The sequence below is a fragment of the Mycobacterium paraffinicum genome (genome assembly GCF_001907675.1).
Lineage (GTDB): Bacteria > Actinomycetota > Actinomycetes > Mycobacteriales > Mycobacteriaceae > Mycobacterium > Mycobacterium paraffinicum_A.
Genome location: NZ_MPNT01000056.1, coordinates 1 through 23,558 on the forward strand (window position 1 = coordinate 1; position 23,558 = coordinate 23,558).

Below are 23,558 nucleotides of genomic sequence, written 5' to 3' on the forward strand. Positions count from 1 at the left end.
GTCGGAAACCATCGCCAGCGCCGCGTTCTGAGCGGCCGCCGGCGTCGGGCCCCAGTGGCCGCCCCATTGGCCCGATCCGAGGGCCAAGGCGGCGCAGCCGTTCCGGGCCCACGCCGCGACCGTGCAGCCGGCGCCGTGTACCTGGCAGCTGCCCAGCGCTATGTGGGTGGCCTCCGCCATGGTGGTGCCGTTGTTCTCCCAACCGGTCCAGCCGGTCACGGGGGAGTAGGCGATCACCGCGTAACGGTCGGGTACCGCCGCCTGCGCATCGGGTGACGCCGCGGCCGCAGCGGCCAAGTAGGCGGCGCAGGCACCCGCGATCAATGCGGACATGCGGTGGCTGATCATGGCGAACCTCGTGAGTCGTCGTCGATGGACGATCCCACCGTCGGATACCGCGCTTGGGAGATCCTCAAGGAATCGTTGGCGACCGGCCCGATTTCACAGTCAAAGGCCGCCGTCGGATTCCCAGGCACTGCCCGCTGACTCGCGGTGGATTGGCCTTGACCGGCACGACGCATACCCGTTCAAATACCAAGGCGCACAATATGGTTCAGTGCCAAGGCGGATCGAGCGGCCGCTCGCCGGATATGGACGAGTCGGACTACGGCACTTTCCTGAGATCGGCGAGGGAGTTCCGCAGCCCTCCGTCCAGCCGGATCTGCACCGCCGCCACCGCGACCATCACCGCGGCGGTCACCAGGTGCACCACCGCATCGGTGACGTTGTTGGGAAAGGTGAAGACGAAGGCGACCTGGTGGGAGAAGAAGGCCCAAATGCCCGGCAGCGCACCGGCTATCGCGGCGATCAGCAGATAGAGCACGGCCCATGACTTGCGCACCGCGAATACCAGACCCGGGGCGAACAGGGCGAGACCGGCGACGGCGTGCCAGCCGTTGTAATCCATGCCGAGCAGTTGGACGGTCGGCGCGGCGGGCCCGGTGGCGAAGCTGGGATTGATGACGAGGCCGGCCACCGCCTGGATGACGTGAAACACGCAGATGATCAGCAGCCCGATCTGGGCGAAACTCCACCTCACATTGCACCTCCTTGTGCACGGCGGGATAGCCCGAATACTACGCGCGGTAGTAGACCGTGACAACGGCTGCGTTGGAGCTAGGTGGCGGTGTTCCGTTCGATCCACTGGGCCATGGCGTCTTCGAGCGCGTCCGCGACGTCCACACCGGCGCCGTCGGCGGCCTGCTCGAACCGCTCGACCAGTTCGGTGTGGATTGCGGCGCCCAACTTCGTGCGCGGCGGTTTCGGCTTCGGCGGCAGGTCCACGGGCACATGCCGCGCGACCGACGCGTCGATGATTTCGCGAAGTGCCGGTATCTCCTCGAGCGCCCTGGAAAGTTCGTCGCGTTCGATCCGTAACACCTCGGCCGGCCCCATCGTCGTGACCGTCGCAGAACGGAGTTTGCCGCGGTGGAGCGCCGATTCGCCGATCACCTCGCCCGGCCCCAGCACGGCGATGCGGTCCCGGCCGACGTAGACGCCCACCTCTCCGCTGAGCAGGATGTAGCAGGAGTCCGAGGGTGTCTGCTCGTGGATCAGCGGCAACGGGGCCGACGTCGAAGTGCGATGCGCCACCCGGGCGAGGCGCTGCAGTTCGGCATCCGAGAACTTTTCGAAGGTGGCGTACTGGCGTAACCGATGAGCGTCTTCCAGATATTGCTTCTCGTCGGCCTTCATAGCGGGCTCCTGACGTGCGATGTGACGCTACATCGAGGAGCGTAACGCGGATATGCGGCGTAACTCTAGATCCGGCCCAGCCGGAAAAGGCCGCGGTCAGTTCCGCCCGGGAAGCCTCATCACCGCGCGCACGACGGGGACTAGCGACTTCTGCCAAAGTGTGCTCGGAATGCCAAGGGGCGGATCGAGATTGAACACGCGGGCGGCCGCGATCGTCTGGGATTCGGTGTACTTCAGCAGGCCCTCGGGACCGTGCCGGCGGCCCACCCCCGACTGACCCATCCCGCCCATCGGTGCGCTGAGGCTGCCCCAGGCGAACGCGTAACCCTCGTTGACGTTCACGGTCCCCGAGCGCAACCGGGCGGCGATTTGCCGGCCCTCCGCGGACGAGCCGGCGAACACGCTGGCGTTGAGCCCGTACTCGGTGTCGTTGGCCTTCTCGACCGCCTCGTCGACGTCGGCGACCGGGTAGATCGACACCACCGGACCGAATGTCTCGTTGGCCGCGCACTCCATCTCGGGTGTGACGTCGGTGAGCACCGTCGGCTCGTAGAACAGCGGCCCGATGTCGGGTCGGGCCTTTCCGCCGGCAATCACCTTGGCGCCCTTGGCCTTCGCGTCCTCCACGTGCTCCGTCACGGTGTCCAGCTGACCCTCCGAGATCAAGCTCCCCATGTCCACCGAGAAGTCATACGCGGAACCCAGTTTCATGCTCCGCACCGCGGCGCCGAACTTGCCGACGAATTCGTCGGCGATGTCCTTCTCGACATAGATCCGCTCGATAGAGATGCACAGCTGGCCCGCGTTGGAAAAGCACGCGCGGGTGGCCGCCTTGGCGGCCTTATCGAGGTTGGCCCCGCGCGTGACGATCATCGCGTTCTTGCCGCCGAGCTCGGCGGAGAAGCCGATCAGCCGACGGCCCGCGTGCTCGGCGAGCTGCCTGCCGGTGGCGGTCGAGCCGGTGAACATCAGGTAGTCGCAGTTGTCGATGATCGCCGTGCCTACCACGGAGCCGGGCCCGGGGACGATCGCGTAGAGCGCTCGCGGCAGCCCGGCCTGATAGAGCAGCTCGGCGCAGGCCAGCGCGCAGTACGGGGTCTGGCTGTCGGGCTTGAGCACCACCGCGTTGCCCGCCAGCAGCGCGGGCACCGAGTCGGACGCCGTCAGGGTCATGGGGTAGTTCCACGGGGAAATGACCCCGACCACGCCCTTGGGCTGGTAGCAGACGGTGGTCTTGCCGATGCCCGGGAGCAGCGACTGCACCGTGCGGGGCTTGAGCAGGTCGGCCGAGACGCGCACGTAGTAGTTGGCGTTCGCCATCAGGTCGACGATTTCCTCCTGCGCCGCCCAGCGGGCCTTGCCGGCCTCGGCCTGCAGCAGGTCCATCAGGAACTCGCGGTTCTCGACCACGAGGTCGCGATAGCGGCTGATCACCTCGACCCGCTCGGCGACGGGCCGGGCCGCCCACTCGACCTGGGCAGCGCGTGCTTCGGCGAACGCCGCTGCGACGTCGTCGGCCGTCCCGATCGGGATCGTGGTCAGGGGTTTGCCGGTGAAGACCTCGTCGATCGTCTTGGTCGGGCGCGCGCTGAGATCCTTGATCGCGGCGAGCTGACGCAAGCGGTCGAACACCTCGGCTGACGGTGCGGGCATGTCGTTACCTCCCCAATGAGCACGGCGGCCAGGCCCCCAGCCTATCCGCCTCGAGCGCCGGCGCGGCCGTCGTCGTCGGGCGCTCCGATGGCCGGCTCGGCCCCGCCGAACCGATTCGGCGAACGCCCCGCCGGTTTGCGGGAGTCTTGTCGGTAGGTCTACGGTCAGCAGTCACGGCGTAAAGCCGAAAAGGCAGGTGCTCAAGCAGATGGCTCAGCCTCCCCCCGGACCTCTCGGTTCCGGGCAGGCCGCCGTGCCGCCCGATTCCGGTGAAGCGGGCGCCCACGGCGGCCCAACCAGCTGTTCAGCCGCGTGGGCACCCGCACACAAGCGTCTCGATTGTGGCTCGGTGCCGCGGTTCTGCTGTGCGATTTGAGACTTTCCCGCCTAGCTGACCCCGCCGTTTTCGCGCGGACGACCATCCAACAAGATCGGACGTGCCCCAGAATGCCGCGGTTCCCAAACCTGCCCTGGCCGCGCGGCGTCGCGCGGCCGTCGCGTGCCAGCGGGCCGCGTCGCGCATAGTGGCCATCACCGAAGTATCCGAATACGCCCATCTGAGCCCCGCGGACCTCGATGAGCTCGCCGCCGCGCTGGAAGCGATCCGTTGCGATGTCGAGGCTTCCCGCGGCGCGAGGGATCGCGCATATATCAAGCGCGCCATAGGGTTTCATCGGGCGCTTGAGATCGGGGCGAGGCTTGCCATCGCCGGGAGCAAGGGCAAGTTCGGGTGGGCCGTGGGAACCGCCGCGTTGGGCGCGGCCAAATGCATCGAGAACATGGAGCTCGGCCACAACATCAGCCATGGTCAATGGGATTGGATGAACGACCCCGAAATCCATTCCAGCACGTGGGAGTGGGACATGGCCGGTCTGATGTCCCAGTGGCGGCACTCCCACAACTACCGCCACCACGTCTTCGCGAACGTGGTCGGCGTCGACGACGACCTCGGGTTCGGGGTCATGCGGGTCACCCGGGACGAGGCATGGCGACCGCGCGCGTTGGCGCAGCCGCTCCGCGCGCTGCTGTTGGCGCTCTTGTTCGAGTGGGGCGTCGCACTGCACGGCTTGTATGCGGTGCAGGATCGGGAGACCACCGACGCCGGTAGGTCCGTCCACAGCAGGGCGCTCCTGCGCAAGATCGCTCGCCAAGCCGGCAAGGACTACGTCCTCTTTCCCGCGCTGAGTCGGCGGCGCTGGCTGCGCACGCTGCTGGCCAATGTGGTTGCCAACGGGCTGCGCAACGTGTGGGCATGCGCGGTGATCTTTTGCGGTCACTTCGCCGACGGAGCGGAGAAATTCACGCCGGATGTGCTGGACGGCGAGACGAAGGCCGAATGGTATCTCCGACAAATGTTGGGTACGGCGAACTTCCGGGCCGGTCGAGTGCTGGCGTTCATGAGCGGGAACCTCTGCTACCAAATCGAGCATCACCTCTACCCGGACCTGCCGAGTAACCGGTACCCCGAGATCTCCGAGCGAGTCCGCGCGTTATGCGTCACCTACGACCTGCCGTACACGACCGGTTCCCTGCTTCGCCAACAGCTGCTCACCGCGCGCACGATCTGCAAGTTGGCCCTCCCGGACTGGTGTTTGATCGCCACCGCCGACGACGCGCCGGAGACGGCATCCGAGGACCGGTTCCGGCGGCCCACGCCGGCATCGCGCTCAGCGGGTGCCGGGCACGGCGCGCGGCGACGCGGATTGGCGACGGCAATCCTCGGCGCCAAGCACGATCGACGGAAACGGGGAAAAGCCCGCGGGCAGAAAGAGGTTGCGGCTCAGCGCTTCTTGTCGTGAAGGACGGACTCGGTCGACGCGGCGGCGCCGGCCGACTTGGTGCGCTTGTCGGCGCGCTTCTCCTTCAACGATTTTCCCGACTTCTTGGTCATGGATTGTCGGGGAGACTTATCGGACATTGCTGGCCCCTTCTTCATGGGGGCCTGGGCGGTCCCGATTCGCCCGACCTTACCCGACATCGGTTCGGCAACGGCCCGCCGTCCTACGGCATCACGTGGCTGGGGTGTATCGTCAAATGAATCGCAAACCCAGCTAGTCCGGGATGAGTCAGCGATCTCCGCTGACCGCGCCGAGCAATCGCTCACGCCGGGCACGCCGGTGACAACCGCAGTTGGGATCCCCTTGAGTGCTTTGGTCCCATTTCCGTCGTCAGCGAATTCCGCTGCAGCGCAGAGTTTCTCCGAGTCGCTGAGTTTCGGCATCCTGAGCACCTACCCGCCGACACAGTGCGGCTTGGCAACGTTCAGCGCTGCACTGGCCCACGGGTTGAGCGTCTATGGCGCCGACGTCAACGTCGTGCGAGTTTCCGACGGGCCGCCGAGCCCGAGCGCCCGCGTCATCGGTGAGCTGGTCGGCGGTTCACCAGGCTCAGTCGCGGCCTGCGCGGAACTGTTGAACCAGCACGACGTTGCGGTCATCCAGCATGAGTACGGCATCTATGGAGGCGTTGCCGGAGCCGACGTCGTTGGCGTCCTGGACGGACTGCGGGTCCCGTCGATCGTAGTCGCTCACACGATCCTCAAAAGCCCTACCCGCCAAGAGCGCTCGGTCTTCGAGGCGATCTTGGCGAGGGCGGATCAGGTGGTCGTGATGTCGGATGCCGCCAGCGAGCGGTTGCGTGATGGCTTCGACGTCGATCGCCGCAAGGTCGTCACCATTCCGCACGGGGCCCGGGTTCCGGGCACGGCCTGCGTCCGGGGTGGCCGTCCGACCCTATTGACGCTGGGGCTGTTACGCCCCGGAATGGGCGTCGAGCGAGTGATCCAGGCGATGGTGTCACTGCAGGGCCTGCCGGGCCGGCCAAAGTACCTCGTTGCGGGTCAAACGCAGCCGAAGGTGCTGGCCGCTGACGGCGAGGCGTACCGCGATGCTTGCGTCGAACAGGCGCGCTGCAGCGGTGTGGCGGGTTCGGTGTACTTCGATGCGCAATACCGCAATGTGGCGACCTTGACGGCCTTGGCCCAGTCCGCGGCGGTCGTCGTCCTGCCCTACGACTCGACCGATCAGGTCACGTCCGGTGCGCTTGTCGACGCGATCGCGAGCGGCCGGCCGGTCGTGGCCACCGCGTTCCCGCATGCCGTCGAATTGCTCGGCAGTGGAGCTGGGATCGTCGTCGCGCACGACGATCCGGATGCGCTGGCAGCCGCCCTGCGCCAGGTGCTGACACAGCCGCGCCTTGCCGGTGCCATGGCGGCGGAGGCGCGCCGATTGGCGCCCGCTATGGCATGGCCGGTCGTCGCGACTGCATACCTCGGCCTGGCGCGTCAGACCCTCGCGCGGCGCCGGGCGCGGGTGTAGACCGCGCAGAGCTCAGCTTGAACGCGGGGGATGATCTACCTTCAGCAGCTTGAGGGCGATCTGTTCGACCCGGGCATTGGTGTCTTGGGAGAGCCGTACCAGGAGTTCGAACGCGCTGGCCGCATCGATGTCGAACCGCTCCATCAGCATGCCCTTGGCTTGGCCGATCGTGTCTCGGGTTTCGATGGCGCGGCGCAGTTGCTCATTCTCGGCCAGCAACGCCTGCAGGCGTGCGTGGTCGTGGGCGCTTTTCGCCGCGTCGATCGCCTCGAGCGCGTGAAGCAACTCGGCGGGCGTCCAGGACACGCCTTGATCGGCTGCGCGGGCGATCTCGGCAAGGAGCCGTTTGGTGTCCGAGACTTCCTCGACGCGGTGCACCACGCCCACCAGCTCGCCGTGGTCAATCAGCGGCGCGTTGCTCGGGCTCCACACCTTCGGGACGAACTCGTCCGGCGCGGCAGGGTCGCGGACGTCGTAGCGCTGTACCCGCATGTCGTCGGTGTGCCCGGTGCGCAGCACCGTCTCCAGGGACAGCGCGAGGTTGGTGGTGCCGTTGGCCTGTGGATCGTGGGGATTGTCGGGGAACGCGTCGAAGAGGAACTGCCCGGGTAACTCGCCGTGGTCACGCATGGTCACCCGCTCGTACGCGTGGCTTACCGCGCGAATCCGCAGATCGCGATCGAGGAGCAGGAACGAGGCGCCCGGCGAGGTTCGGTCCAGGTCGCGGGCTATCACTTCGAACCGGGTTTGGGTTTCCACTTCCACCGGAAATGAACTACCCGTTCACGGCGGGGGTGTAACCCGACGGCTCAAAGGATGTGCATGCCCTGGGCCAGCTGTGAGACACCGACCACGGTGAAGACGGTCACCAGAATTTGCCGGTGATAGGCGCGCACCCAGTCGTGCAGCTGCCGCAGCACGGCCTGGGTCCTCGCCGGTGCGGCCACGTATCCCACCAGGATCATCTCGACGACGGAATACATCAGCAGGACGAACGCGATCGAGGCGCTGAGCTGCGTGGCGACCGCGGCCCGGGAGGCGACGATGATCGCCAGAATGAACAGCACCCCGTCGACCGGCACCGACGCCAGCCCGATCACCCACGCGATCCACAGCGACCCTTGCTCCCACGCGCGGTGGGCGCGGTGGAGCACCCGCCGGGTTCCGGAACGCTCCTCCGGGGGGACGTCCCGCGCGCGGCTCAGGAATCGTGGCACCGCAATCGGCGCTCCCGCCGTGCGCGTCGGCGGCCCGTCGTTCGATACGCCGGCCTCCGCACGCTGACGGGTCAAGAACCGCACGGCCATCACTGCGGCGATCGACAACCCCAGCACGCCGAGGCCGATCTGGATGTGCGGAAGCGTGGAGCTGGCGGCCTTCGTGGTCCCGCCGTGGCCGAACGAACCGAACGCCGAGGTGAAATTGAGCAGCAGCAGCGGCGCGAGAAGTTCGGGCACACAGACCGTGAGGCCGCCGACCCAGTAGGCGAGCAGGTTCGGCGCGGGCCGCGGTCGGGAGATCATCAAGAGAGCCAGGCCGAGGCGCACGGGATTCAATGCCGCCAGAATTCCCAGCCCCAGCACTGACCCCCACATTGGCGCATCGTTACCCGCGGTCGCCGGACCCTAAACACCGAACTTAAGGGATCGCCGCCCAGGGAGCCGGCCCGAGCGCTCGCGCGGTCGAGTGCGGTCCGCCTTGCGAATCTCGGCCCGGTGCAACACGTTCAAGCGATGCCGGCGCGCGCGAGGTTTCGTGAACGTGAGGCCAATCGGATGTGAACATGGCCACGCACGCGTCGGTGAAGTTGATCACAGCGGCGATTGCGTCGCCGATGAACGATCGCGGCGGTCGTAACTGGCCTCGGGCCGCACGGCGTTCGTCGGTGCTCGGCAGGCCGCTCAGGCGCGTGCGCAGTCCGCTTGCAGGCAGCAATGGCGCTGGGGCTTTCGGCACGGGGAACAGGCACCGCGCCCAGCGGGGAGCAGCAAGCTCTCACGCCGGCCAGGGCACTTGGAGGACGCGCGGCCCCTTTCGGAATGTGCACAGAACACGCCGGGGACGAAGCGGCTCCCGGGCGCCGCGGCCGGGCGTCAGCCGCAAAGCCCCCGCGATCGCGCCGGCAAGACGCAGGCCCGCACGCCGGCAAACGCGGCCCAAATTGGCCGTCAGGTTGCGTGGAGGCGTAGCGCCCCGCCGGCCCTAGGTGTGGACACGAGCCGCGACGGGACAAGGTTGGTTTTTGCCGGCTCCTACGACACGCGCGCAACAGTCCTCGATCGCGAATCTCTTATGTGGGAACAAAATTCACAGGTTTGACCCATTATGCCGTCGGGTATCCCGCGAGCCGTGGAGTGCGACATTGATTGTCTACGAGATTGAATTGTCGTAGTACCAGCTTGCTGATGGTTCGCTGGTGCGCCAACGGCACTGCCCACGAAACGGCCGATGTCATTTCGTGGGCTACCGTTGGTGTTGCGGACGGCATCGCGACTCGGGCAGGGGAAACGACTGGGGCCCGAGGCGCAGCCATGACGATCACATCACGACGGGGATCTCCGCGACGCTCGCTGACGCCGGCACGGCGGCGGTGGGCGGGTCGCCACGTGGGTCGGAACTGACGGCCAATCCCGAAGCGCGGCATCGTTTTCGGTGTGGCGCCCAGCGGTTCTGCAAATCTCAGCTCGCTTCGAGGAGGTTGTCCATTGCAGCTCAATCCGTTCGACGACGAGAGCGGCAAATTTTTCGTCTTAGTCAATAACGAGGACCAACACAGTTTGTGGCCGATCTTCACCGATGTCCCCGCGGGCTGGCGGGTGGCCTACGGCGACGCCGAACGGGCCGCATGCCTCGACTACGTCGAACACAACTGGCCTGATATTCGCCCTAAATCGCTGCGCGAGAGGCTGTCCGCTCCCGGTTTGTGATGTATAGACCGTCTAGGTATGAATGAGTCGGGAAGGTTTCGGGGGGGACTTAGTGGAACGCAGTGACCGGGCACTACCGCTGACGCGAGCGCAGCTGGATATCTGGCTCGCGCAGCAAACGGGTCACTTCGATGTCGCGTGGCAACTCGGCGTGCTCGTGCGGATCGAGGGCACGGTCGACCGCGGTCTGTTCGAGCGGGCGATGAGGCACGTGGTGGGCGAGGCCGAGAGCCTCAGAGCCCGCTTTTTCGAGGCGGACGGGCAGGTCTTTCAGCGGGTGGTCGACAACCCGGACGTGGACCTGGCGTTCTACGACGTGAGCGCGTCCGCCGATCCCGAGCGCGAGGTCCGCGAGCGGGCGTCGGCGATCCAACGAACTCCGATGCCGCTCACCGGCCCGATGATCAACTTCTACTTGTTCCAAACGGCACCCGATGAGTACTACTGGTTCAGCTGCTGCCATCACATCGCCATTGACGGGTTGGGCATCGCGCTGATCGGTCGCCGCATCGCGGCTGTCTACTCCGCGCTCGCCTCCGGCACGGCCATATCGCCGGCCTTCTTCGGCTCCGTGCAAGACCTCGTCAGCAGCGAGTCGGAGTACGCGGAATCCGCGGATTACCTTGCCGACGAGGCGTATTGGACCGAGCACCTGCCCACGACGGGTGAGCCGGACTATCGCGCGACCCAAGCCGCCAGCGACCGGGACCCGTACGCCCCCTCGCCGCCGGTCCAGTTGGACTCGTCGGTCGTCGGCGCGATCAAACAACTGTCCAAGTCGTTGGGCGTCCGTCGGTCGTCGGTAATCACCGCCGCCTGCGCACTTTTGGTGCGCGGGTTCCGCGCCGACATTTCCGACGAAGTGGTGCTCGACTTCCCGGTCAGCCGCCGGCTGGATCCGAAGTCGAAGACGCACCCCGGCATGCTTGCCGGAGTGGTGCCGCTGGTCTTGAACGCGCCACCGAAAGTCTCCGTCGCCGATTTTCTCCAGCAGGTCGACGCGCGTTCACGGGAGGCGTTGCGGCATCAGCGTTTTCCGGTGCACATGCTTGGCGGAGACGGCGGCTTCCGAGGCGCTCCGCAGGCGTCGAGCCGGGTCGTCGTCAACTTCGTCCCCGCCCGCATGACGCTCAGCCTCGCCGGGGTCCCGGCGACCGCGACGTACACGACCTTCGGCCCGGTGGGCCACTTCGGGCTGTTCTTCCTCGGGTTCGGGGATCAGCAATTCCTGAGCACGGTGGGCGTCGGACAGCCCTTCTCCAACTTCGACGTCTCGGACCTGGCGGGCCGGTTGCAGCGGCTGTTGGTGGCGATGGCGGCCGACCCGGCGCGACTGTTGTCGTCGGTGGATGTGCTCGACGCCGCCGAGCGATCTCGGTTGGACGTGTTGGCTCATCGGGCGGTTTTGGATCGGCCGGTGTCGGCGTCGGTGTCGGTGCCGGGGTTGTTCGCCGCGCAGGTGGCGCGGACGCCGGGGGCGCTGGCGGTGTCGGGTTCGGCTGTGTCGGTGACGTATCGCGAGCTGGATGCGGCGTCGAACCGGTTGGCCCGCCTGCTGGTCGACCACGGCGCGGGCCCGGGACGGACTGTGGGACTGTTGTTTTCGCGGTCGGCCGAGGCGATCGCGGCGATTCTGGCGGTGCTGAAGACCGGGGCCGGGTACGTGCCGATCGACCCGTCGTCCCCGGATGCCCGGCTCGAGTTCATGCTCGCCGACGCCGCACCGGTGGCGGTACTCACGACGGCGGGATTGGCCGAGCGGCTCGATGGTCATGGGGCGGTGGTCATCGATGTCGACGATCCGGCCATTCACGCCGCACCCGAGGCCGTGCTGCCCGAGCCCGATGCCGGGGGTTTGGCGTATGTGATCTACACCTCGGGTACTACGGGTGTGCCCAAAGGTGTTGGGGTGACGCATCGTAACGTGACGGCGTTGATCGGCTCGTTGGATGCGGGGTTGCCGGCGCCGGGGGTGTGGTCGCACGCGCATTCGCTGGCTTTCGATGTGTCGGTGTGGGAGATCTTTGCTCCGCTGTTGCGGGGTGGGCGGGTCGTGGTCGTCGATGAGGACACCGCGCGCTCGCCTGAGGAGTTGCACGCGCTGCTGGCCGGCGAGGGTGTGAGCGTGTTGACGCAGACGCCGTCGGCGGTGGCGATGCTGGATCCGGCCGGTTTGGATGATGTGGCGGTGGTGTTGGCCGGGGAGGCTTGCCCGGCGGGGGTGGTGGACCGGTGGGCGCCGGGGCGGGTGATGGTCAACGCTTATGGGCCGACCGAGACCACGATGTGTGTGGCGATCAGCGCGCCGCTGGCGCCGGGGTCGGGGGTGGCGCCGATTGGGTCTCCGGTGTCCGGGGCGGCGCTGTTCGTGTTGGATGCCTGGTTGCGCCCGGTGCCCGAGGGGGTGGTCGGGGAGTTGTATGTGGCCGGGTCCGGGGTGGCCATCGGGTATGTGGGTCGCGCGGGGCTGACTGGGTCGCGGTTTGTGGCGTGTCCGTTCGGCGGGGTCGGAGCGCGGATGTATCGGACCGGGGATCTGGCGTGCTGGGGTGGCGATGGGCAGTTGCGCTATCTGGGTCGTGCCGATGAGCAGGTCAAGATTCGCGGGTATCGGATCGAGTTGGGTGAAATCCAAGCGGCGTTGAGCGGTTTGGCTGGGGTTGGGCAGGCGGTGGTGATCGCCCGTGAGGACCGCCCGGGCGATAAGCGGCTGGTCGGTTATGTCACGGGTGTGGCCGATCCGGGTGCGTTGCGCGAACGGCTTTCCGAGCGGTTGCCGGGGTTTATGGTGCCCGCGGCGATCGTGGGCCTCGAGGCCTTGCCGTTGACCGCCAACGGCAAGCTGGACACCCGCGCGCTGCCGGCCCCCGAATACGGCGCCGGGCACTACCGCGCACCGCAGAATCCGACCGAAGAAATCCTGGCCAGCATCTTCGCCGAGGTCCTGGGCCTCGACCGCGTCGGCACCGACGACTCCTTCTTCGAACTCGGCGGCGACAGCATCTTGGCGCTGCAAGTGGTCTCGCGGGCGCGGGCCGCGGGCCTGGCGTGCCGGCCGCGGGACGTCTTCGTCGAGCAGACCGTCGCCCGCCTGGCCACCGTCACCGGGGTGGCCAGCGGCGAAACCGCCGAGGCCGACGAGGGCCTCGGACCGATGCTGGACACCCCGATCGTGCGGTGGCTGCGCGAGATTGACGGGCCGACCGACGAGTTCAACCAAACGATGGTGCTGCAGGCACCCGACGGGACGACCGAGGCCGACGCCGCGGCGGCGCTGCAGGCCGTGCTCGACCGGCACCCGATGCTGCGGCTGCGCGTCGAGGGCGACGGCGACGGCGGGTGGTCGCTGCGGGTGCCCGACGCGGGATCCGTCGACGCGGCCGCGTGCCTGCTGTCAGTGGACGTGCTGTCCGATCGGGCGCTGGTGGAGGCGCGGTCGAGGCTGAACCCCGCCACCGGGGCGATGCTGAGCGCGGTATGGGTGGCCCCCACGGGCCAGCTGGCATTGGTCGTTCACCACCTTGCCATCGACGGCGTGTCGTGGCGAATCCTGGTGGAAGACTTGAACATCGCCTTCGCCCAGCGTCGTGGCGGCCAGCCGGCCGCGTTGCCGGCGGGCGGGACGTCATACGCCCGGTGGGCAACGCTGCTCTACGAACACGCCCGCCGCCCGGAGGTCATCGAACAGGCCGGCACCTGGAAGCGGATCGCGGCGACACCGCCCGCCTTGCCCGCGGTGCGACCGGGGGTCGACACCTACGCCACCGCCGGGCACCTGTCGGCGTCGCTGAGCGCCGAGCACACCCGGACGCTGCTCGGGGAGGCGCCGGCGGCGTTTCACGCTGGCGTGCAAGACATTCTGTTGATCGCGTTCGGATTGGCCTGCGCGGAATTCCTGGGCGGCGCCCGCGGGCCGGTCGCCGTCGACGTCGAGGGCCACGGCCGCCACGAGGAACTCGCGCCCGACGTGGACCTCTCGCGCACCGTTGGCTGGTTCACCACCAAATACCCGGTGTCGCTCGCGGTCGGCGGGCTGGCCTGGGCGCAGGTGCGCGCCGGCGACCCCGCGCTGGGGGCCGTGATCAAAGACGCCAAGGAACAGCTCCGCGCCGTGCCGCACCCCCTGACGTACGGCGTCCTGCGCTACCTCAACCCGGACGTCGAGCTGGACGGCGCCGACCCGACGATCGGGTTCAACTACCTCGGTCGCCTCATCGCGGGAAGCGAGCTCCCCGGTGACTTGTGGCGGCTACACCCCGACAGCCTGTCCCTGGCCGGTGCGGCCGCCGCGACCCCAAGGCCGTTGGCGCACACCGTCGAACTGAACGCCGGCACCGTCGACACCGACGCCGGCCCGCAGCTGCACGCCGATTGGACGTGGGCGATGTCGGCCCTCGACGAAGGGCAGATCGGCCGGCTGAGCCAACTGTGGTTCGACGCGTTGTCCGGCATCTGCACGCACGTACGGGCCGGAGGCGGCGGGCTGACGCCAACGGACATCACGCCCGCGCGGCTCAGCCAACCGCAGATCGACGAGCTCGACCGGCGATACGACGTCGCCGACATCTTGCCGCTGACCCCCCTGCAGCAGGGCCTGCTCTTCCACTCCAGCACCGCGCACGGCGACGACGACATGTACGCCGTGCAGCTGGATTTCACGCTCACCGGACCGCTGGACCCCGACCGCCTGCACGACGCGGTGCGCACGGTGATCAACCGTCATCCGCACCTGGCCGCCCGGTTCTACGAACGCTTCGACGAGCCGGTGCAAATCATCCCGGCCAATCCCGTTGTGGCGTGGCAATTTATCGAGCTCGACGCCGACGAGCAGATCGAGCGGCTGTGCGCGGCCGAACGCGCCGCCGTCGGCGACCTGGCCGACCAGCCGCCTTTCCGGGTGGCGCTGATCCGCACCGGGGAAAACCGGCACCGGCTGGTGCTGACCAACCACCACATCGTGCTCGACGGGTGGTCGCTGCCGATCCTGCTGCGCGAGATCTTCACCAGCTACTACGGGGAGCGGCTGCCCGCGGCCGCGCCCTATCGCAGTTTCGTCACCTGGCTGGCCGATCGTGACCTCGACGCCGCCCGCGAGGCCTGGGCCGAGATGCTCTCCGACTTCGAGACGCCGACGCTCGTGGGTCCCAAGGACCGATTGGGGCAAGGGCGGCGCGGCACCGCATCCTTCACCGTGCCCGAGGAAACCACGCGGGCCCTCACCGAACTGGCGCGCTCCTGCCACACCACGGTCAGCACGGTCCTGCAGGGCGCCTACGCGCTGCTGCTGACCTCGCTGACCGGTCAGCACGACGTCGTCTTCGGCACCCCGCGATCCCGGGTGGGCCAGCTCGAAGTGGCCGGCGCGGAATCGATGGTCGGGCTGCTGATCAACACGGTGCCGGTGCGGGCCGACATCACCGCGACCACCACCACCGCGGACTTGCTGCGCCAGCTGCAGGACGACCACAACGACACGCTCGAGCATCAACACTTGGCGCTCAGCGACATTCACCGCGCCACCGGCCACGAGCAGCTGTTCGACACGCTGTTCGTCTACGAGAACTACCCGATCGGCGACGGCATGCAGTTGGGCCCCGACGGGCTGGCCATCGCCGAGTTCACCAACCGCGAATACAACCACTACCCGCTGACGATGGAGGCCCTCCCCGGCCGCGAGCTCGGCCTCCACGTCGAGTTCGACGCGGACGTTTTCGACACCGCGAGCATCGAGGCGCTCGTCGAGCGGTTCCGGCGGGTGCTGGCGGCGATGACCTCCGATCCGACCCGGCGCCTGTCGTCGGTGGACCTGCTGGACCGCGCCGAGCGCGACCTGCTCCTGTCGCGGTTCTCAGGGACCGGTGTGGCCGGGCCGGTCGGCGTGGCGCCGCAGCTGCTGGCGGCGGCGGTGGCCGCCGACCCGGACGCGCCCGCGGTGGTCGACGGCACCAGGACGCTGTCGTATCGCGAGCTCGACGAATGGTCTAACCGGTTGGCCCGCAAGCTGATCGACGCGGGCGTGGGCCCCGAGCGCGCCGTGGGCGTGGCGATCGATCGCTGTGTGGAGTTGGTGGTCGCGTGGTGGGCCGTGGTCAAGGCCGGCGGCGTCCACGCACCGGTGGACCTGGACCACCCCGTCGAACGGGTCGCCACGGTGCTGGACGCCGCGGGCGCGGTGTGCGTGTTGGCCTGCGGCGCCGACGACGTGGCCGGGGCCGGCGCGCGCCCGGCGCTGCGGATCGACGGTCTCGAGCTGTCCACGCTCTCGGCCGAAGCGATCGCCGACACCGAGCGACTCGCGCCGCTGACGGCGGTCAACACCGCGTACGTGATCTTCACGTCGGGTTCCACCGGCACGCCCAAGGGGGTCGCGGTCAGCCATGCCGGCCTATTGGGTTGGGCTGCGGCAGAACGCGATGGGCACGGGCTGGACGCGAACGCCCGGGTGCTGATGGTCGCCTCGCCGACGTTCGATGCGTCCGTCGGCGAAATGGTGATGGCCGCGGGATCGGGCGCGGCGCTGGTGGTGGCGCCGCCGCAGGTCTACGCCGGGGAGCCGCTCACCGCGCTGGTGGAAAGCCAGCGGGTCAGCGCGGCGTTCCTGACCCCGACGGTGCTGGCGTCCCTGGACCCGGCCCGGCTCGACGGGTTCGACACGCTGATGGTCGGCGGCGAGGCCTGCCCGCCGGAGTTGGTGGCCGCCTGGGCGCCCGGCCGGCGCCTGTTCAACGTCTACGGCCCCACCGAGAGCACGATCTGGGTGAGCACCAGCGCGCCGCTGTCTGCGGGCGAACCGGTTCGCATCGGCGCCCCGATACCGGGGGTGGCCGCTCTCGTGCTCGACGCCTGGCTGAACCCGGCGCCGATCGGGGTGATGGGGGAGCTGTACCTGATCGGGCCCGCCCTGGCGCACGGCTATGTGGGACGGGTGGAGCTGACCGCGGAACGGTTCGTGGCCAATCCCTTTGGCGCGCCCGGGTCCCGGATGTACCGCACCGGCGACCTGGCCCGCTGGACGCCCGAGGGAACCCTCGACTACCTGGGCCGTGCCGACACCCAGATCAAGCTGCGCGGACAGCGCATCGAGTTGGGCGAAATCGAGAACACCCTGCTGGCCTGCCCGCAGGTGACCCAGGCCGCCGTCACCGTGCAGGACAGCGCCACCGGCACGCAGCTGGTCGCCTACGTCACCCTCGACCACACCACCACCGCCGACGACGACGCCGAAAACGTCGAAGAGTGGCAACACCTTTACGACGATCTGTACGGCGCCGACGGCGAATCCCGCTTCGGCATGGATTTCCGCGGCTGGAATAGCAGCTACACCGGCGACCCGATCCCGCTCGAGGAGATGGTCGAATGGCGTGCCGCCACGGTGGACCGGATCATGGCGCTGCGGCCGCGGCGAGTGCTCGAGATCGGCGCGGGCTCGGGGTTGCTGTTGTCACAGATCGCCCCGCACTGCGATCGGTATGTCGCCACGGACTTTTCGGCCGCAGCGATCGAGAACCTGGCCCGCTCGCTGGAGCAACTGCAACTCCCGTGGCGCGACCGGGTCCAGCTGCTGACGCAGCCGGCCCACGTCACGGACGGACTGTCGCCGGGCGCTTTCGACACCGTCATCCTCAACTCGGTCGTCCAGTACTTCCCCAACGCGGGATACCTGGCCGACGTCATCGACACCGCGATGGAATTGCTCGCACCGGGCGGCGCGCTGTTCGTCGGCGACATTCGCAATCACGCCCTGCAGAGCGCATTTCAGACCGGTATCGCGCTGGCCCGGACCGACGCCGGCGCCGCCGACGCCGCCGAGATCCGGCAGCGCGTCCGTCACGCGATGCTCGGTGAGACCGAATTGCTCTTGGCCCCAGAGTTTTTCACGACCTGGGTCGGCAGCCACGAGTCGGCGGGTGGGTTGGACATCCAAGTCAAGCGCGGGCTGGCCGACAACGAACTGAACCGGTACCGCTACGACGTCACCATCCACAAAGCGCCCGCGCCCCTGAATTCGGTGGCCACCGCACCCGTGTGGGCGTGGGGGCAATGCGTGGACCTGGACGGGCTGCACGGCAAATTGGTGTCCCAGCGTCCCGCCGAGGTGCGTGTCACCGACATCCCGCACGTGGGGGTGATCGCCGACGTCCGTATCGAATCCGCCCTCGCCGCGGGCGTTCCCGTTCGCGACGCGCTGGCCCAGGCCGGCGCGATCACCGGCGCCACCGTCGCGGAGGAATTGCATCGCCTCGGTGAGTCCGCCGGTTACCACGTCGCCGTCACCTGGGGCACCCAACCCGGCACGCTCAGTGCGGTTTTCACCGAATCCGACGGTCGCCTGACCGACGTCTACCTCCCGCCGGCCAGGGCCCGGCAACGCACCAGCTACGCCAACGACCCGCACGCCAACACCAAGATCGGCGCGGTGCGCGAGCGGATCAGCGCGTGGCTGCCCGACTACATGGTCCCGTCGCACATCGTGGCGCTCGAGGAGTTCCCGTTGACCTCCTCGGGCAAGCTCGACCGCAAGGCGCTGCCCGCGCCCGACTACCAGGACGCGGATCGTTATCGCGCCCCGTCCAACGCGGTCGAGGAGATCCTGGTCGGCATCTTCGCCCAGGTATTGGGCCTGGAGCGGGTCGGGGTGGACGACTCCTTCTTCGACCTCGGCGGGGACTCGCTGTCGGCGATGCGCCTGATTGCCGCCGTCAACGCCAGCGTGAACTCCGACCTCGGGGTGCGCGCCGTGTTCGACGCGCCCACGGTCGCCCAGCTGGCGCGCCGCACCGGCGGGGACTCCGCCCGGCTGGCGCCGCTGGTGGCCGCCGAGCGGCCCGAGCTGATCCCCCTGTCGTTCGCGCAGAGCCGGTTATGGTTCATCGACCAATTCCAGGGTCCCTCGCCCATCTACAACGTCGCGGTCGCGTTGCGGCTGCGCGGGCGAGTCGACGCGGACGCCCTGGGCACGGCGCTGGCCGATATCGTCGGCCGCCACGAAAGCCTGCGAACGCTGTTCGCGGTGCACGACGGGGCGCCCCACCAGGTGGTGCTGCCCGTCGAGCAGGCCCGATTACGGTGGAACGTCGTCGACGCCCGGGGGTGGCCGGAGGGCCGACTGCGCGAGGCGACGGACGCCGTCGCCGGATACGCGTTCGACCTCGCCAACGAAATACCGTTACACGCCGAGCTTTTCACCACCGCCGACGACGACCACGTGCTGGTGGTCGTGGTGCACCATATCGCCGCCGACGGGTGGTCGATCGCCCCGATGGCGCGCGATCTGGGCATCGCGTACGCGGCCCGGTGCGCGGGGCAGGCCCCGGAATGGGCGCCGCTGGCGGTGCAATATGTCGACTACACGCTGTGGCAGCGTGCGCAATTCGGCGACCTGGACGATAGCCAGAGCCGGATCGCCGCGCAGCTGGACTTCTGGCAAGAGACGCTGGCCGGGATGCCCGAACGCCTGCAGCTGCCCACGGACCGGCCCTACCCGCCGGTGGCCGACCACCGGGGCGCCCGGCTGGCGGTGGACTGGCCGACGGACATCCAGCAACAGATTCGCCGGGTCGCGCGCGAGCACAACGCGACCAGCTTCATGGTGATCCAAGCCGCCTTCGCCGCGCTGCTGTCGAAGATCAGCGCCAGCGACGATGTGGCGGTGGGGTTCCCGATCGCCGGGCGCCGCGACCCCGCGCTCGACGAGCTGGTGGGCTTCTTCGTCAACACGTTGGTGCTGCGGGTCGACCTGGCCGGCGATCCCACCTTCGCCGAACTGCTGGCGCAGGTGCGACGGCGCAGCCTGGCCGCGTTCGAGCACCAGGACGTGCCGTTCGAGTTCTTGGTGGATCGGCTCAATCCGACCCGCAGCCTGGCCCATCATCCGCTGATCCAGGTGTTGCTGGGCTGGGAGAATTTCCCGGGTTACGACAGCAACCCCACCGCCACGCTGGCCCTCGGCGACGTGCGTGCGACGCCGATGCCGGTCGAAACACACACGGCGCGAATGGATTTGACGTTCTCGCTGTCCGACCGCTGGACCGAGGCCGGCCAGCACGCGGGGATCGGCGTGACGGCGGAATACCGCACCGACGTCTTCGACGCGGACACCGTCATGACCTTGATCGAGCGGCTGCACCGGCTGCTGGTGGCGGTCACCTCCGACCCGGCGCGGCGCCTGTCGTCGGTCGACCTGCTGGATCCGGGCGAGCACGCCCGGCTGGAAAGGTGGGGCAACAGGGCAGTGCTGACCGAGCCGGCAACGCCGGTGTCGGTTCCGGCGTTGTTCGCCGCGCAGGCGGTCCGCACTCTCGACGCGGTGGCTCTGGTCTGCGACGGACGGTCCATGACATACCGGGAACTCGACGAGGCGGCCAACCGGCTGGCGCACCTGTTGATCCGGCACGGAGCGCGCCCGGGTGAACGGGTAGCGCTGCTGTTCTCGCGCTCGGCCGAGGCGATCGTGGCGATCCTGGCCGCCCTCAAATCCGGGGCGGCCTACCTGCCCATCGACCCGGCGCTGCCGGCGGCCCGGATGGAGTTCATGCTCACCGACGCCGCGCCGGTCGCCGCGGTCACCACCACCGCGCTGATCGACCGGCTGAACGGGTTCGACCTGGCGGTCGTCGACGTCGGCGACCCAGCCCTCGACACCCAGCCCAGCACGGCGCCGCCGGCGCCCGCGCCCGACGACCTCGCGCACATCATCTACACCTCCGGCACCACCGGCGTGCCGAAAGGCGTTGCGGTGACGCACTACAACGTCGCCCAGCTCTTCGACTCGCTGCGGATCGGCATCGAGCTGTCACCGGGGCAGGTCTGGACCCAATTCCACTCCTACGCCTTCGACTTCTCGGTGTGGGAGATCTGGGGCGCGCTGCTGCACGGCGGTCGGCTGGTGGTGGTGCCAGAGTCGGTGGCCCGCTCACCGGAGGAATTCCACGCGCTCCTGGTCGCCGAGCGCGTCACCGTGCTCACCCAAACGCCGTCCGCCGTGGGGATGTTGCCGACGGACGGGCTGGACGCGACCGCGCTCGTGATCGGAGCGGAGCCCTGCCCGCCCGAGCTGGTGGATCGGTGGGCACCCGGACGGGTGATGGTCAACGTTTACGGCCCAACCGAAACCACGATGTGGGCCTGCAAGAGCGCGCCGTTGGCGGCGGGATCGGGCTTCCCCCCGATCGGCGCACCGGTGACGCGGGCGGCCTTCTTCGTCCTGGACGAGTGGCTTCAACCGGTCCCGGCGGGGGTGGTCGGGGAGCTGTACCTGGCCGGCGACGGCGTCGGTGTCGGGTATTGGCGCCGGTCCGCGTTGACCGCGTCGCGCTTCATGGCCTGCCCGTTCGGCGCGCCCGGAACCCGCATGTACCGCACCGGCGACCTGGTGTGCTGGGGTCCCGACGGTCAGTTGCGCTACCTCGGCCGCGCCGATGAGCAGGTCAAGATCCGCGGCTATCGCATCGAGCTGGGCGAGATCCAGTCCGCGCTCGGAGCTTTGGACGGCGTCGAGCAGGCCGTCGTCGTCCCCCGCGAGGACCGCCCCGGGGACAGCCGCCTGGTGGGTTACGTCACCGGAACGGTGGACGCCGGCAAGGCCCGCGCGGCGCTGGCCGAGCGGCTTCCCGCGTACATGGTCCCGGCCGCGGTCGTCGTCCTCCCGGCCCTGCCGACGACCGTCAACGGCAAGCTCGACACCCGCGCCCTGCCCGCCCCGGACTACCGACACATCGGCGACTACCGCGCCCCGAGCACGGCCGTCGAGGAGATCCTGGCCGGCGTCTACGCCGAGGTGCTCGGGGTCGAACGCGTCGGGGTCGACGACTCGTTCTTCGACCTCGGCGGCGATTCGCTGTCCACGATGCGCCTAATCGCGGCGATCAACAGCTCACTCGAGACCGAGCTGCCGGTGCGCGCCGTGTTCGAGGCGCCGACGATCGCGCAACTGGCCCCGCGCATCGGCGAGGGCGCCGGGCGCCTGCAGCCGCTGGTGGCCACCGAGCGCCCGGCGGTCATCCCGTTGTCGTTCGCCCAGAGCCGGTTGTGGTTCATCCAGCAACTGCAGGGCCCGTCGCCCATCTACAACATGGCGGCCGCGTTGCGGCTGGGCGGACGCCTCGACGCCGACGCGCTGCGCACGGCGCTGGCCGACGTGGTGAGCCGCCACGAGAGCCTGCGCACGCGGTTCCCCGCGCGCAACGGAACGCCCCAGCAAGTGGTGGTCCCCGCGCAGGAGGTCGACTTCGGCTGGGAGGTCGTCGACGTCACCGCATCCCCGGCGGGCGAGCTGGACGAGGCCGTCGCGGCCACCACGCGCTACGCCTTCGACCTGGCCACCGAAACCCCGCTACGTGCAAGGCTTTTCGCCCTCGGCGAGCAGGAACACCTGCTGGTGATCGTCGTGCACCACATCGCCGCGGACGGGCTGTCCCTCACGCCGTTGGGCGCGGACCTCAGTGTCGCGTACGCCAGCCGAAGCGCGGGCCACGCGCCCGAGTGGGCCGACCTGCCGGTGCAATACGCCGACTACACGCTCTGGCAGCGCGCGCAATTCGGTGACCTGGACGACGGCGAGAGCCCCATCGCGGCCCAGCTGTCCTACTGGCAGGGCGCGTTGGCGGGCATGCCGGAACGGTTACAGCTGCCCACCGACCGGCCCTACCCGCCCGTCGCCGACCAGCGCGGCGCCAGCGTGGTCGTGGACTGGCCGGCCGAGCTGCAACAGCAGGTTCGCCGGGTGGCCCGCGAGCACAACGCGACCACGTTCATGGTGGTGCAGGCCGCGCTGGCGGTGCTGCTGTCGAAAATCGGTGCCAGCTCGGACATTCCGATCGGCTTCCCGATCGCCGGGCGCCGCGACCGCGCCCTCGACCTGCTCGTCGGCTTCTTCGTCAACACGTTGGTGCTGCGCGTCGACCTGGCCGGCGATCCCACCTTCTCCGAACTGTTGGCACGCGTCCAGGCGCGCAGCCTGGAGGCCTTCGAGCATCAGGACGTGCCGTTCGAGTTGCTCGTCGAGCGGCTCAACCCGACCCGCAGCCTGACCCACCACCCCTTGGTGCAGGTCATGTTGGCGTGGCAAAACTTCACCGGCCACGACGATCCGGCCGCCGGTCTGGCGCTGGGCGACCTCGAGGTCACCTCCGTGCCGGTCGAAACCGAGTCCGCCCGCATGGATTTGGTGTTCTCCCTGGCCGAACGCTGGGGGGAGACCGGGGACGCCGCCGGCATCGGCGGCCGAGTGGAATTCCGGACCGACGTCTTCGACGCCGAGAGTGTCGAGGCGCTGATCGCGCGGTTGCGCCGGGTCCTGGCGGCGATGACCGCCGACCCCGACCGGGCGTTGTCGTCGGTGGATGTGCTGGACGCGGCCGAGCGCGCGCACCTGGAAGAGCTTGGAAACAAGGCGGTTTTGACGCGGTCGAGCGCGCCGGTGTCGGTGCCGGAGTCGTTCGCCGCGCGGGTGGCCGACGCGCCGGATGCGGTGGCGCTGGTCTGCGGGGGCGCGTCGATCACCTACCGCGAGCTGGATGCGGCGTCGAACCGGTTGGCCCGCCTGCTGGTGGACCACGGCGCGGGACCGGGACAGATTGTGGCACTGTTGTTTTCGCGGTCGGCCGAGGCGATCGCGGCGATGTTGGCGGTGCTGAAGGCCGGGGCCGGGTACGTGCCGATCGACCCGTCGTCCCCGGATGCCCGGATCGGGTTCGTGCTCCGCGACGCCGCTCCGGTGGTCGCGGTCAGCACCGCCGATCTGGCCGGGCGATTCGAGGGTCATGGGGTGCCCGTCGTCGACGTCGACGATCGGCGTCTCGACACCCTGCCTGACACCGCCTTAGCGGTGCCGGATGCCGAGGGTTTGGCGTATGTGATCTACACCTCGGGTACTACGGGTGTGCCCAAAGGTGTTGGGGTGACGCATCGTAACGTGACGGCGTTGATCGGCTCGTTGGATGCGGGGTTGCCGGCGCCGGGGGTGTGG

11 protein-coding genes are annotated in these 23,558 nt (G+C 68.8%); 4 read left to right on the plus strand and 7 right to left on the minus strand.

Going from position 1 to position 23,558, the window contains the following annotated elements; all coding sequences use genetic code 11:
- The 4 genes from BRW65_RS29875 to BRW65_RS29890 all read right to left on the minus strand — a co-directional run.
- On the minus strand, positions 1–348 hold a 348-nt coding region (locus tag BRW65_RS29875), incomplete at its 3' end, for a DUF4189 domain-containing protein (protein WP_139273322.1).
- Positions 349–604: 256 nt separating this feature from the next.
- The gene (locus tag BRW65_RS29880; protein ID WP_073880946.1) at positions 605–1,039 is read right to left on the minus strand and encodes a DUF4383 domain-containing protein; all 435 of its coding nucleotides are present in this window, start codon (positions 1,037–1,039) and stop codon (positions 605–607) included.
- A gap of 77 nt (positions 1,040–1,116) precedes the next feature.
- Positions 1,117–1,695 carry a cyclic nucleotide-binding domain-containing protein gene (locus tag BRW65_RS29885; RefSeq protein WP_073880948.1) on the minus strand — a complete coding sequence of 193 codons (579 nt, stop codon included), beginning with the start codon at positions 1,693–1,695 and terminating at the stop codon, positions 1,117–1,119.
- A 96-nt stretch (positions 1,696–1,791) separates the two neighbouring features.
- Entirely contained in the window at positions 1,792–3,348 is a 1,557-nt protein-coding gene (locus BRW65_RS29890) for a succinic semialdehyde dehydrogenase (protein ID WP_073880950.1), read from the minus strand.
- Between the two features lie 524 nt (positions 3,349–3,872).
- Here BRW65_RS29890 and BRW65_RS29895 point away from each other — a divergent pair.
- Positions 3,873–5,147: a fatty acid desaturase family protein gene (locus BRW65_RS29895; protein WP_073880956.1), complete on the plus strand. Its 1,275-nt coding sequence runs from the start codon at positions 3,873–3,875 to the stop codon at positions 5,145–5,147.
- Here the strand turns inward: BRW65_RS29895 and BRW65_RS31950 are convergent.
- Entirely contained in the window at positions 5,129–5,266 is a 138-nt protein-coding gene (locus BRW65_RS31950) for a hypothetical protein (protein WP_167374116.1), read from the minus strand. The two genes, BRW65_RS29895 and BRW65_RS31950, sit on opposite strands and share 19 nt — an antisense overlap.
- Before the next feature lie 232 nt (positions 5,267–5,498).
- On the opposite strand from BRW65_RS31950, the gene BRW65_RS29900 reads away from it, so the two are divergent.
- Positions 5,499–6,665: a glycosyltransferase gene (locus BRW65_RS29900; protein WP_432206472.1), complete on the plus strand. Its 1,167-nt coding sequence runs from the start codon at positions 5,499–5,501 to the stop codon at positions 6,663–6,665.
- A 12-nt stretch (positions 6,666–6,677) separates the two neighbouring features.
- On the opposite strand, the gene BRW65_RS29905 is transcribed toward BRW65_RS29900, so the two are convergent.
- Positions 6,678–7,430 carry an ANTAR domain-containing protein gene (locus tag BRW65_RS29905; RefSeq protein ID WP_432206471.1) on the minus strand — a complete coding sequence of 251 codons (753 nt, stop codon included), beginning with the start codon at positions 7,428–7,430 and terminating at the stop codon, positions 6,678–6,680.
- 44 nt (positions 7,431–7,474) lie between these two features.
- Positions 7,475–8,260 (minus strand): GAP family protein, encoded by a 786-nt coding sequence (locus BRW65_RS29910; RefSeq protein WP_073880952.1) that lies wholly within the window; start codon positions 8,258–8,260, stop codon positions 7,475–7,477.
- A gap of 1,110 nt (positions 8,261–9,370) precedes the next feature.
- Between BRW65_RS29910 and BRW65_RS29915 the strand changes: the two genes are divergently transcribed.
- Entirely contained in the window at positions 9,371–9,592 is a 222-nt protein-coding gene (locus BRW65_RS29915) for an MbtH family protein (RefSeq protein WP_073880954.1), read from the plus strand.
- Between the two features lie 52 nt (positions 9,593–9,644).
- The coding region (locus BRW65_RS29920) for a non-ribosomal peptide synthetase (RefSeq protein ID WP_244168275.1) at positions 9,645–23,558 on the plus strand (13,914 nt) is incomplete at its 3' end.

Excerpts from the sequence above, each read along its gene's own strand:
- BRW65_RS29910 (WP_073880952.1), bottom strand. The coding sequence starts at position 8,260 with ATGTGGGGGTCAGTGCTGGGGCTGGGAATTCTGGCGGCATTGAATCCC.
- BRW65_RS29890 (WP_073880950.1), bottom strand. The coding sequence starts at position 3,348 with ATGCCCGCACCGTCAGCCGAGGTGTTCGACCGCTTGCGTCAGCTCGCC.
- BRW65_RS31950 (WP_167374116.1), bottom strand. The coding sequence starts at position 5,266 with ATGTCCGATAAGTCTCCCCGACAATCCATGACCAAGAAGTCGGGAAAA.
- BRW65_RS29885 (WP_073880948.1), bottom strand. The coding sequence starts at position 1,695 with ATGAAGGCCGACGAGAAGCAATATCTGGAAGACGCTCATCGGTTACGC.